This is a genomic window from Flavobacterium sp. Root420 (genome assembly GCF_001427905.1).
GTDB lineage: Bacteria > Bacteroidota > Bacteroidia > Flavobacteriales > Flavobacteriaceae > Flavobacterium.
Genome location: NZ_LMEF01000030.1, coordinates 119,453 through 132,407 on the forward strand (window position 1 = coordinate 119,453; position 12,955 = coordinate 132,407).

10 protein-coding genes are annotated in these 12,955 nt (G+C 34.1%); 3 read left to right on the forward strand and 7 right to left on the reverse strand.

What is annotated here, in order from left to right; all coding sequences use genetic code 11:
- Window positions 1–109 precede the first annotated feature (109 nt).
- The 4 genes from ASC72_RS17950 to ASC72_RS17965 form a co-directional block, all read right to left on the reverse strand.
- A complete protein-coding gene (locus ASC72_RS17950; protein ID WP_056193951.1) occupies window positions 110–883 on the reverse strand; it encodes a dienelactone hydrolase family protein in 774 nt (257 codons plus the stop codon).
- A 99-nt stretch (window positions 884–982) separates the two neighbouring features.
- Window positions 983–3,181, reverse strand: a complete 2,199-nt coding sequence (locus ASC72_RS17955; protein WP_056193953.1) for a penicillin acylase family protein — start codon at window positions 3,179–3,181, stop codon at window positions 983–985.
- A 2-nt stretch (window positions 3,182–3,183) separates the two neighbouring features.
- Window positions 3,184–4,083, reverse strand: coding sequence for a cyanophycinase (locus ASC72_RS17960; protein ID WP_241775752.1), 900 nt, complete (start codon window positions 4,081–4,083; stop codon window positions 3,184–3,186).
- Window positions 4,084–4,270: 187 nt separating this feature from the next.
- Complete coding sequence (locus ASC72_RS17965) at window positions 4,271–4,723, reverse strand: Lrp/AsnC family transcriptional regulator (RefSeq protein ID WP_026984584.1); 453 nt, start codon at window positions 4,721–4,723, stop codon at window positions 4,271–4,273.
- A gap of 221 nt (window positions 4,724–4,944) precedes the next feature.
- Here ASC72_RS17965 and rocD point away from each other — a divergent pair, with 221 nt between their 5' ends.
- Together rocD and ASC72_RS17975 are read left to right on the forward strand one after the other, a co-directional pair.
- The gene (gene rocD, locus ASC72_RS17970) at window positions 4,945–6,198 is read left to right on the forward strand and encodes an ornithine--oxo-acid transaminase (RefSeq protein ID WP_056193955.1); all 1,254 of its coding nucleotides are present in this window, start codon (window positions 4,945–4,947) and stop codon (window positions 6,196–6,198) included.
- 233 nt (window positions 6,199–6,431) lie between these two features.
- Complete coding sequence (locus tag ASC72_RS17975; protein ID WP_056193958.1) at window positions 6,432–6,884, forward strand: DUF1810 domain-containing protein; 453 nt, start codon at window positions 6,432–6,434, stop codon at window positions 6,882–6,884.
- A 126-nt stretch (window positions 6,885–7,010) separates the two neighbouring features.
- Here ASC72_RS17975 and ASC72_RS24160 read toward each other — a convergent pair whose 3' ends face one another.
- Window positions 7,011–7,151 carry a hypothetical protein gene (locus ASC72_RS24160; RefSeq protein WP_157849292.1) on the reverse strand — a complete coding sequence of 47 codons (141 nt, stop codon included), beginning with the start codon at window positions 7,149–7,151 and terminating at the stop codon, window positions 7,011–7,013.
- 150 nt (window positions 7,152–7,301) lie between these two features.
- On the opposite strand from ASC72_RS24160, the gene ASC72_RS17980 reads away from it, so the two are divergent.
- Window positions 7,302–8,375, forward strand: a complete 1,074-nt coding sequence (locus ASC72_RS17980) for a glycosyltransferase family 2 protein (protein WP_056193961.1) — start codon at window positions 7,302–7,304, stop codon at window positions 8,373–8,375.
- Between the two features lie 85 nt (window positions 8,376–8,460).
- On the opposite strand, the gene ASC72_RS17985 is transcribed toward ASC72_RS17980, so the two are convergent.
- Both ASC72_RS17985 and ASC72_RS17990 read right to left on the reverse strand, forming a co-directional pair.
- Window positions 8,461–9,855, reverse strand: coding sequence for a RagB/SusD family nutrient uptake outer membrane protein (locus ASC72_RS17985; protein ID WP_056193965.1), 1,395 nt, complete (start codon window positions 9,853–9,855; stop codon window positions 8,461–8,463).
- A gap of 10 nt (window positions 9,856–9,865) precedes the next feature.
- The gene (locus ASC72_RS17990; RefSeq protein WP_056193968.1) at window positions 9,866–12,865 is read right to left on the reverse strand and encodes a TonB-dependent receptor; all 3,000 of its coding nucleotides are present in this window, start codon (window positions 12,863–12,865) and stop codon (window positions 9,866–9,868) included.
- Window positions 12,866–12,955 lie beyond the last annotated feature (90 nt).

Consider the following 12,955-nt stretch of genomic DNA (forward strand, 5'->3'; position numbering starts at 1 on the left):
TGTGATTTGGTTTATTAAGGTTTAGTTTGGAATTAATCGGGTTAACACAAATTTTAATTTAATGAAAATCCGTGCAAATCCGTTTAAATCCGTGTCATCTGCGTGTCATTTACTTTTTCAGAACTTCATCCAAAAAAAGCTTCAAATGCTCAAATGCTCTTTTAGCAGCAACCGGATTATAAGCCGCTCCTTTAGAATTATCGTTTCCTGCTTCCGGATTGGTGAAAGAGTGAACAGAATCTGCATAATAAATCATTTGCCAATCGGCTTTTGAATCACGCATTTCTTGTTGAAAAGCGGCAATTTCTTCTTTAGAAGCATATGGATCGTCAGCTCCATGACAAATTAAAACTTTTGCTGTAATTGGTGTTGCAGGTCGTGCGGCATCTTTTCCTAAACCTCCGTGAAAGGAAGCAACTCCTTTTACGTTCAAATGACCACGCGCAGCTTCCAAAACTCCTGTTCCTCCAAAACAATATCCAATAATTACAATATTATCTGCATTTGCTCCGGATTTAATTAATTCCTGTAAAGCAAGATTGATTCGTTTTTGGTAAGCCTTATAATTCGTTTTATAGAAACCAGCTTGTTTTCCTGCTTCTGAAGTATTTTTTGGATAGTTTCCTTCTCCATAAATATCAGCGATAAAAACAGTATAGCCTAGTTTTGATAAATTCTCTGCAATTCCTTTTGAGGCATTATCAATTCCGAGCCAAGCCGGCAAAAGTAAAATTCCTGGATTATTACCGCTTTTTTTAGCAGGTTTTATAGCTAAACCATTTAATGCCTGACTTCCGTCAGCATATTTTACTGGTTTTAATTGTGCATTTATAGTGTGAGAAAACAATATAGTAGCAAAAATAAGAAGAGCTGAATTTTTCATCGTTTTACAATTTTAAACAAATATCAGAAATAATATGTTACAAAAAAACCTCGAAAGCTATTTCTTACGAGGTTTAAAATTATATGATTTAAGATTGAATTATTCGCCTGGATGATAGGTTTTCTCGGCATTTTTCTCAACATCTTCTTTATAAAATAAGACGTCTTTAAATTCTCCTTTGCGATACATTTCGGCCTGATCTGTAAAATGTTTTGAGTTTTCATCGCCGCTGTTTCCTCCGGCCAATAATGATTTTGCTTTTATTTTTGAGCCAAATTCAACAACACAGATAAAACTGTTTCCATTATAACCGTAACGTTTTTTAGAACCGTTTTGATAGCTGCTTTTAAACGAAGGCAAACTTCCCCAGGAACCAGGTCCAAAACCAATTGGTAAACTCGGTTTAGCATCGTCGTATTTTAAATCGATAGCGCCGCCTGAACGCTGAAAACGATTTATTTCTCCCCAGGCAACCTGCCAGGTTCCCCATTTTGATTTTAATTCTTTAATGACATTTTGTAATTGCGGAATTAATTGATCAACTCCTGCAGTTGCCGCGAATTTTTTTGTGTTTTCAACCTGATCCAATTCGCCTTCATCAACATACGCTTTTAGAATAATTGGATCTAATTTATACGCCCATTCAACAGCTAAAGCAGTGGCTACCGAATTTTCCTTAGCATAATAGTCCCAGTTTTTCAAAATTGTAATGGCTTCTGATAATTCGCTATAATCAGGATATGTAGATGTAATGTTTTTTTCGAAGACATTCACCAGACTCGGAATCAAAATCTCAAAAATTGATAACTTCGAATCGTAACCGTCGGCTATGACTTTTTCTAAGGTATATTTATCGCCTTTGCTGAAAATTCGAACGGCATTAATTCCTCTGAAATTTTCTCCGTCTGGTGCCATATAAGGCAAATAATTTTCTCTTTTCGGACTGTTTTCTCCTGCGACCGAATAGGGAGTGGAATTACAATTCTGAAGCCAGCCGTTTACAGGATTGTACAAATGAACTGTTTCATCAACTTCGTGTAAATCTTTCCATTGTGTTGCTGAAATTGAACCGTCAATTACTTTTGACCAATTCAGATTTTTATCTCTTATCGGAATAAAATTCCCGTGCCAATAGGCGATATTTCCTTTACTATCGGCATAAACCGTATTATTGGAAGTATTGGCTTTTAAATCCATTGCTTTTTTGTAATCGTCAAAGTTTTTGGATTTTGTTCGCACCCAACTCTGAATCAAACTGGTCATCGAACGATTATTCGATTTTAAACTAATCCATTTTCCGTCGCGCTTGGCCATAATTGGACCGTTGTTGGTGAAATAGGTTTTGAATTTTTTTGGAATTAATTTTCCGTTTTCCGTATAGTTAATCGTGATTCCCTTTTCGATGACCGGCAAAAGCTTTTTGTCGAACTCGTAAAATAATTTTCCGTTTTTATTGGTGATTTTTTCGGCATACATATCGGCAACATCAACATTGGAGGAGGTATGCATCCAGCCACAATTTTCATTAAATCCCTGATAAATGAAAAATTGTCCCCATGTTACGGCTCCGTACACGTTTAAACCTTCATCGCTTGTAACCTGAACTTCGGGTCTGAAATAAAAAGTAGTATGCGGATTAATGTATAAAATAGCATTTCCATCAGATGTTTTTGATGGCGCAAAAGCAAATCCGTTGGAGCCGGTCTGAACGTATTTTTCTCTTTCTACGTAAGCCACTTTATCATTATTTCCGGAATAAAACGCTTTTAATTCTGCTGTAGAAAGATCTGCCGTACTAATGGCACCAATACTTCCGTCTGTCCAAAGCAACGGAAACCATGGTTCAAAATGCGTCAAAAGTGCCGGTTTGACTTCAGGATGTTTGTAAAGATAAAAGTTGATCGCGTCTGCGTAACTATTCAACAATTTTTTAAGCCATGATGGCGCTTTTTTATAATCGGCTTTAGCTTCATCAACATCAATTAAAAGTTTAATTTCTAAATCATTGTATAAAACGGATTGCCCTTTTATTTCGGAAAGGCGTCCCAGTTTTTCAATATAATTCATTTCGATTCTTTTGAAATCATCTTCACATTGTGCATAAAGTAATCCGAAAACGGCATCGGCATCTGTTTTTCCATAAATGTGCGGAATACCCCAATTGTCTCTTATAATGGTAACTTGTTGTGCTGATTTTTCTAATCGGCTGACTTCTTTTGAATTGATTTTTTGTGCCGAAATCTGAAAACTGATACAGCAGAATAGAAAAGTTAACGTTAATATTTTTGAGATAAACATGCTTATTTGATATTAAATTTTTGTCCGGCGGTATAAATGCTCATTTCTAATTTTTCAATAGAAATCAGGTTGTTATTTTTAGATTTTATAATTCCCTTCGGGTTTTTAACGACAATAACTTCGCTTTCTCCAGCCACTTCAATTTGATTGTTTCGAACGATAATCGCAGTTGCTTCATCAATTCCGATTCCGGTTAAAGTTGGAAATTCAACCAAAGCAGAAAGCAAACGATTGTATCGGTTTCTCTTTAAAAAATGCTGATCGATAACAGCGGTTTTTAGCAATCCCAAACCTTCTGAAGTTTCTAAATTATCATAGCGAATGTTGTCAAAAGTACCTGAATATACTTTTTGCAGTTTTTGGTTTCCGGTAATCATTTTTTCAGACATTACGGCTGCTCCAGCGCTTGTTCCCGAAATTGTGCTTCCGTTTTCGTATGCCTTTTGTATTGCCGTTTTAATTGGCGTATTTTGTACCACATTCATAAAACGACTCTGATCACCGCCGCTTATAAAAATCAGTTTTGCTTTTTGAACCGAATCTGTAAGAACTTTATTTTGAGCTGTTGCTGCATTAAAGTTCAGCATCACAATTGGATTTGATGTGAGTGTGACCATTTGTGTTTTAAAAAAGATAAAAGAACTATCCGGTTCTTCGCTTGACATCGGTAAAACCACGATATAATCTTTTTTAGATAATTCGGCTACAGTCAAAACCTGTTTCATTAAAGCGTCAGAACGATCTCCGCCGCCAATAATAAATAGTTTTCCTTTTGGCGTTTGTGCCTGTAGACAATTAAAAATAAAAAGAAACAGAAATGCAATAAACTGATTTGACGAAAATCTAAAAAGAAACTTGTTTTTCATGTAGCGAACGTTGTTATACTTATTATAAGAATCCATTCTGGAATTAATTTCAACACATAGAAAACATAGATTTTATGTATTAAAAAAGGATTTAAAAAGAAACATATTTCTTTACACATAGCTAACTCTGTGTTTTTGAATAAGTGAAACGTCTTTTTTGAGAGCCCAAAAACTATGTTTTCTATGTGTTTAAATATAAACTTTATGATTTGACAAACAACTACTATAAAGTAATATTTCGTTTAAAAGCACAGCCCAGTTCAATAATCGAATCGGTTTTGGCAATGCCCGGAATACTGTCGATTTTTTCGTAAAGAATTCTTCGCATATGTTCGTGGTTTTTTGCTATAATTTTGATATACAGTGTGAAGGAGCCCGTTACATAATAACATTCGGTAATTTCAGGAATATCTTTTAAAGCTTCAATAATCCGGTCAGAATCAGAATCTTTATTCAGTGTTATTCCGGTAAAAGAAGCCCAGTCGTATCCAATCTTTTTTTCTTGTATAATTGGTTTTATACCACCAATTACCCCTTGTTCTATCATTCTGTTGATACGTTGATGCACCATCGTGTTTGATATTTTCAAATTAGCTGCAATTGCAGAAAAAGCCATTCTTCCGTCTTTTTCCAATTCCTTAATTATATTGATATCAAATTCGTCTAATGTTTCCATTCTTTTATATTGAGTTTAATCTGCATTATTACATCCATAAAAGTAATTATTTTTTTTAATAAAAAAGGATTAAACATGAGTTATGCTAAAATCATATTTTACTTTTTTAATCTTCGAAAGGTGTATTTTGACTTATTTATTAAAAATTAAAGTCAAATATTAGTCTTTAATGTCGTAAATAAAATTTTTTTGATACTTTTGTATTCTAAAAAACACAGATCATGATTCATACTGAAAATACCCTTTCGTCAAAAGCAGAAATTTTGATTGAAAAAGAAAATAAATACGGCGCTCATAATTATCATCCGCTTCCGGTTGTACTGGAAAGGGGAGAAGGTGTATATGTTTGGGATGTTGACGGAAAAAAATACTATGATTTCTTATCGGCTTACTCTGCAGTAAATCAAGGGCATTGTCACCCGAAAATTGTACAGGCGATGGTGGATCAGGCCCAAAAACTGACCTTAACATCACGTGCTTTTTATAATGACAAATTAGGAGATTACGAAGAATATGTAACGAAGTATTTTGGTTTTGATAAAGTGTTACCAATGAATACAGGTGCAGAAGCGGTTGAAACGGCTTTGAAAGTTTGTAGAAAATGGGCCTATGAAGTAAAAGGAATTCCGGAAAATCAGGCGCAGGTTATTGTGTGTGAGAATAATTTCCATGGAAGAACCACTACCATTATTTCATTTTCAAATGATGAAACTGCCCGTAAAAATTTCGGTCCGTTTACTGATGGATTTATAAAAATTGAATATGATAATCTTGAAGCTCTTGAAAAGGCTTTAAATTCTTCAAAAAATATTGCCGGATTTTTAGTTGAACCAATTCAGGGAGAGGCTGGAGTTTATGTTCCTACTGAAGGCTATTTGGCGAAAGCAAAAGCTTTGTGTGAGAAACATAATGTGTTGTTTATTGCTGATGAAGTTCAGACTGGAATCGCTCGTACCGGAAAATTATTAGCCGTTCATCATGAAAATGTACAGCCTGATATTTTAATTTTAGGAAAAGCAATTTCTGGTGGAGTTTACCCGGTGTCGGCAGTTTTGTGCAATGACGAAATTATGAATGTGATTAAACCGGGACAACACGGATCTACTTTTGGAGGAAATCCTGTTGCGGCGGCCGTTGCTATTGCTGCCCTTGAAGTTATAAAAGAGGAGAAACTAGCAGAAAATGCAGAACGTTTAGGAATCATTTTAAGAAAAGGTTTAAATGAAATTGCTGAAAGAAATAATCTGATTACGCTTGTTCGCGGAAAAGGTTTACTAAATGCCATCGTAATTAATTGTGGAGAAGATTCTGATTTAGCCTGGGAAATTTGTCTAAGATTCAGAGATAACGGATTATTGGCAAAACCAACTCATGGAAATAAAATTAGATTAGCTCCGCCGTTGGTAATGACAGAAACTCAAATTCAGGAATGTCTGGAAATTATTGAGAAATCATTGAATGATTTTAGGGATTAAATTTAATTCTATTATAAAAACCAAAAGCTGTAAGATCTTCTTGCAGCTTTTTTTATATAACAAGATGAAATTATATAACAAGCTAAAATAATTATATAATTTTTAATTCAGAATGATAAGTAGTTTTGGATATCTTCAAAAGAACAGAAAATGAATCATAAATCGTTTTTTATTTCATTTGAAGATAAAACAGACAACCAAAAACTGAATTATAAACTAAATCAATTTCACAAATGGCTTATTCAAATACTGATTTAACACGTTTTTTAGATGCACAGAATAAACTTTATCTGACTGCTTTTTCTGAAATTAAAAAAGGAAAAAAAGAGACACATTGGATGTGGTTTATTTTTCCTCAAATAAAAGGTTTAGGAAAAAGTACTATCGCTAAATATTATGCTCTTGCAGATCTTAATGAGGCAAAGGAGTTTCTTAATCATCCGGTTTTGGCAAAACATTTAATTGAAATTTCAGAACTTTTGCTGACATTTAAAACAAAATCAATTGAAGTAATTTTAGGAGAATTAGATGCCCGAAAATTACGTTCTTCAATGACGCTGTTTTCTCAGGTTGAAAATGCTAATCCAGTATTTCAGGAGGTGTTAGATACTTTTTTCTCCGGCTATTCAGATCCGTTAACTTTGGCAATGCTTGCAGTTCCTGCAGAAATTGCTATGGCATCGTAAAATTCTACTTTCTATAAAAATAAATTAGATTTTATATTAATTTTCAACCTTACTTATAAAATCACATAAAAAAACATCCTTTGTGATGTTTTTTTATTTGCTTAAAATGGGATTCCATATTATCTTTTATAATAAATTTTTAAAAAAATACGTTGCCATTGCTGCGCTGTATTGACTCACGGGGTGTTTGCTTAATTTATTGTTTTTATTGTTTCTAAAATATTGATAAACATATTCGGTTTCTGTATATGTTTTTTGTTTTTTCATTGTAATCGAAATCTTTTTTTAATATAAATAAATCTTTACCAGCACTTTAATGGTTTGTATACAGGCTATTTTTGCCGAAATTTTCAATCAGAATTTTTATTAATAATTCTGATTTGAGAATGATGTAAAAGAATAATTAATTAAGAAAGTATGATAACGATAAGTTTGTGTATGATTGTAAAAAATGAAGAACAGATGTTGCCAAAATGTCTGGACTCCGTAAAAGATGTAGTTGACGAAATTATAATTGTTGATACCGGCTCAAATGATAAAACAAAAGAAATTGCGTATTTGTATACCGATAAAGTCTACGATTTTGAATGGATAAATGATTTTGGGGCAGCTCGAAATTTCTCTTTTTCCAAAGCTACAAAAGAGTATCAACTTTGGTTGGATGCGGATGATATTTTAATCGAAAAAGATAAAATTGCTTTTATTGAACTCAAACAAACACTTTCTCCCGAAATTGATATGGTTTTAATGAAGTATAATTATGTTGTAGATAAAAAATATAATCCCTTATATTCTTTCTATCGCGAAAGATTACTAAAAAGAGCCAATAATTATAGATGGAATGATCCTGTTCATGAATATATTACATATGGCGATAATTATCTAAAGTCTGAAATCGCTATTACACATACAAAACAAGTTTCTTTCTCAAACCGAAACTTAAAAATATATGAAGAGCAGTTATTACAAAAGAAGCCTTTTTCGCCAAGAGCCCTATATTATTATGCAAGAGAATTAAGAGACCATCATAAATACGATATGTCAATTGAATATTTTACCCAGTTTCTCAATACCAAAATGGGTTCCGTTGGTGACAATATAAATGCATGCCTTGAAAAAGGTAAAATTTATAAAAAACGTAAAGATCCCGATAATGCTCTAAAATGTTTTTTTAACAGCTTTTGTTTTGATATTCCACGAGCTGAATCCTGTTGCGAAATAGGATATATCTATAAAGAAAAAGGCGATTATAAAAGGGCTATTTATTGGTTTGAATTTATATTAACACTTAAAGTTTCTTCGGATTATACAGGAATAACAAACAGCGAAAGCTGGACTTTTATTCCTGCTATCGAGCTTGCCGTCTGTTACTATAATATTGGGAATATTGAAAAGGCCCTGTATTACAATGAACTTGCCGAATCATTTAATAAAAATCATAATTCGGTTGTGTATAATCGTAATTTTTTAGATAGTTTAAGGCATAAATAAGATTCCGAATTATTAATTTGACGCAGAGCTGATGCTAAAAAAAAATCCCGTTCAAACGGGATTTTTTATATTCAATAATTTCAGATTAACTACTGTAACCTGGATTTTGAGTAATTTTTTTGTTAGCATCGGTTTCGCTTAAAGGAATAGGGAATACCAATTCATCAGCATCAAAAGGCAAAACATCAGAACCATCTCCACTGGTACTAATGTCAATAGAACGTTTTGTTCTTCGGATATCATGGATTAAAAATCCTTCCATTCCCAATTCTAATTCGCGTTCCAATAAAATATCATCGATAGTTACGGAGCTTAAATCATCGGCATTTGCTCTTGATCTGATACTATTAATATCGTCAAGAGGTGTATTTCCTAATGCTGTTCCGGCTCTTAAATTAGCTTCTGCTCTTATCAAATACATTTCGGCCAAACGGATAATTCCAACATTTCCAAACTGATCTGTAAATTTAGAAGTCAGAAGTCTTCCGTTGGCATCATTTACATAATTAAATGTTGCTCTGTCATCAGGATCAGTGAATTTTGATAAATACGCATCCCTGATAGTAAAATCACCGCCACGGCCTCCATTATCTTCAGAAGCATAAAAAGTTACAACATCGTTTACACCGGTTTGTTTTGTAATCTGAATAGCAAATACATCTTCGTCTTTATCCGTTTCGTGGTTAAAAGCGCCAGCGTAGGTTTGAGATAATGAATGGCCGCTATTTTCAATCACATCGTTTGCAGCATCTCTTGCCAACGCATAATTCCCTTGTTGCAGGTACACTCGCGCTAACAAAGCTCTTGCGGCATATTTATCAGCATAAAAGCTGTTTTCTTCAGGGAGATTGGTGTAAGCCAGATTTAATCCGTCAATAATTACTTTGTAAACTTCATCAACAGTGCTTCTTTCTTTCGAAAGATCTGCATTAAAATCGTAAATAGCATTTGGTCTGATAACAACTCCTAATTGGCTATTGGCTTGTCCGCTTACATATGGTTTTGCAAAAAAGCGAACCAAATCAAAGTAAGCCAGCGATTTTAAAAAGTTGGCTTCACCAATCATTCGGGCTTTTTTATCCGCATCTTTAACCTTATCTATGTTTTCGATAACGGTATTTGCTGCATTTATGATTTCATAACATCTTGCATAAGTTCCTTCAATAATTACGTTATTAGATTGCATTGATTTAATATACATTTGTCTTAGCTCTCCAAAGGAACCTCTCCATCTTAAATCGGTTGTGTTTAATACGCCACTTACACCTAGTAAATCGGCATAAAGTAAAATTCTTCCCCCATAGGCATTACCATTTGCAGCCAGGGCATAAGCACCGGTAAGTACATTTGTAACACCACTTTCAGTGCTTAAGGTTACTGATGCATCCTCTCTTTGCTTAGGTTCTAAGTTTAATTCGTTTTCGCAACTTGCAAAAAAGACTGCGAAAATTATAAATAAGATTAATTTATTTGCTTTCATCTTGTTCTTTTTAAAAATTAATATTTACTCCCATTGCAAATGTTTTTGCGGGTGGTGCAGAGTAAAAATCCTCTCCAACACGTGGACTTCCTTTAGTAATATCGTCTCTTCTTGCTTCCGGATCGGTTCCTTCGTAATTCGTAAAAGTAAGCAGGTTAACAGCTGTAAAATACACTCTCAAGCTACTCATTCCGGCTTTGTTTACAGTTTCTTTAGGTAATGAGTAACCTATTGTAATGTTTCTTAAACGCACAAAATCAGCTTTATCTAAATAACGGGTAGATTCCTGAGTTCCGTTTGATCCGCCAAATCTTGCTTGAGGAACATTTGTAATGTCGCCAGGATTTTGCCAACGGTTTAACTGATCCAATGTTTGATTGTCAAAATAATCAGCTGCAGTTGATTGGTATAAACCAGCCGAATTATAGATGCTCGCACCCCATTCTCCCTGAAAAGTAAATGTAAAATCAAAACCTTTATATGTCATTGTATTCGTCAAACCAGACATTAAAGTTGGGAAAGGATTACCGGAAATAATTCTTTTAGCTTCACTATAATCATTAGTTGTGCTTTTATCAATACTTCCGTCAGCATTTGTTGTGTTTTTTACAAAAAGTGCATCTCCATTAGCGGGGTCAACTCCGGCATATTCTACTAAAAAGAAAGAAGAAATGTTTTCTCCGGTTCTGTTAATAGTATAATCAGAAATGATATCTGTATTATTGTTTGGAAGTGATTTTACTTTTGATTGATTCGTAGTAAGGTTGAAACTGGTATTCCATCTAAAATCTTGTGTTTCTATATTTTTTGTGTTTAAGGTAAACTCAAGACCATTACTTCTGATTTTTCCTATGTTTTTATTCACAAAAGGGGCACCAGAACTTAGAGGCAACGGCACTTCAAAAAGTAAACCGTCTGTATCTTTCTGATAGTAATCAGCCTCAAAAGTGATTTTATTTAAGAAACCAACCTCTACACCAAAATCAGTCTGGGTTGATTTCTCCCAGGTCAAATCATTATTTCCTGCCTGATCAAAAGTAAGACCTGATTTTAAGTTATAAGGGTTTGGTCTGTATAATTGACGGGAAGCAAAGTTTCCGATTTCAGCATTTCCTAATTTACCCCAGCTTCCTTTTAGTTTTAAATAAGTTAAAACTGTATTATCTTTTAGAAAACTTTCCTGAGACATTACCCAACCCACAGAGAAGGCAGGGAAAACTCCAAATCTTTCATTTTTCCCAAAACGGGATGAACCATCACGACGGACACTTGCCTTGAAAAGATATTTACCTGCGAACGAGTAATTTAATCTTCCAAATTGAGATACAAAAGCATAATCAGTTTCACTACCGTGTCCTTCATTTACTTCGGCACCTCCATCAATAGTATGAAAATCGTCATTAGGGAAATAAATACTGTTTACATCCTGATATCTTCTGTTGTATTTGTTGAATTCCATTCCGGCAACAACATTTAGATTATGCTTTTCGGCAAATGTTTTATCGTATGTGAAGTAGTTACTAAAAACATAACTTTCGGTATTTACAGAACTAGCGTATACAGCTCCGTCAGTAGCCATAAACGGTGCATCTTTACCTTGCCAGTAATCTTCTGTTTGTGATAAAAGATCGTACGAGAAATCAGAATTAAATTTCAAACCATTTACTATTTTTAATTCTCCAAAAACTTTTCCGGTAACTCTGCGCATGATTGTTTTCCATGAAGTATTGTCTTTTGCTAATAAATAGTTGACATATTCTGTATTTGGATTTGGAGTTCCGTCCTCTAATCTGGCTTGCGAAATAGGAGCCTGAGCTACAGATTGCAATGGAGTAGAGAAGGCGTTGTCGTCCTGAACCCTGTTGATAACAGATCTTGAAAAACCAATATTCATTCCGGCTGTAAAACGATCAGAAACTTTATGCGATACGTTTGATCTCGCTGTAATTCTTTCTAAATCATTACTGTCAACAATTCCTGTTGTGTTATTATAGGCTCCTGAGAAAAAGTATTTTGTTTTTTCATCTCCGCCAGAAACAGAAAAATCTGCATCGGTTGTATAACCTGTTCGCAGCGCAATATCCTGCCAGTCTGTATTAACTTCTCCATTTCTCCAGTCAGTTCCCTGAGACAGATATTCCAATTCATCTTCAACAGATTCTAAATCGTCAACATTTCTTCCAGCTTCCTGCAATAATTCGACGTATTGTTTTGCGTTAAGCCATTTCTTTTTATGTGTAGCCTCACTAACACCTTGTGAGAAGTTGATTGAGAAATTTCCTTTTCCTTCTTTTCCTTTTTTGGTTGTAATTATTACAACACCATTTGCTCCACGCGCACCGTAAATAGCTGCGGAAGAGGCATCCTTTAAAACATCAATAGATTCTATTTCGTTGGTACTTAAAGTCAATAAAGGGTTGGTTGGTGCTCCATTACCGGATTCGTTATCAGTGATAAGCGGAATTCCGTCTAAAACATATAATGGCTGTGTTCCTGCACTTATACTGGCAGCACCACGAACTCTAATATTAATTCCTCCTTCAACTTTACCATTTGTTTGTGTAATTTGAACTCCGGCCAGCTTTCCTACTAATGCATTTTGCAAGTTCGAAACGGGTATTTGCTGAATATCTTTCGCTGTTACACGTGCAATATTATCGGTTAAATTCTTTTTGGATTGTGTACCGTAACCTACAACAAGTACAGCTTCCAATTCATTTTGAGTTTCGACTAATTCAATTGCCATACCATTTGAAGCAGGTACATTTATCGTAGCAAAACTCACATAACTTATCGTTAGAATATCTCCTTTTTTGGCGGTTATTTTAAAGTTTCCGTCAAAATCAGTTTGAGTACTTGCACTTGTACCCTTTAGAACAATATTAACTCCAGGAATCGGAACTCCTTTTTTATCAGTAACCTTACCAGAAATGTATCCTTCCTGTGCGCTCGCTATTTGTACAAATAGTATCAATACGAGCCATAAAAAATGCTTTGCCTTAATTTTCATTTTTCAAATGTTTTGGATTAGTTTTATCAAATGTCTTAAATATATGTTAAACAATATACGATTATTAACATTATATATAACAGTTTGTGT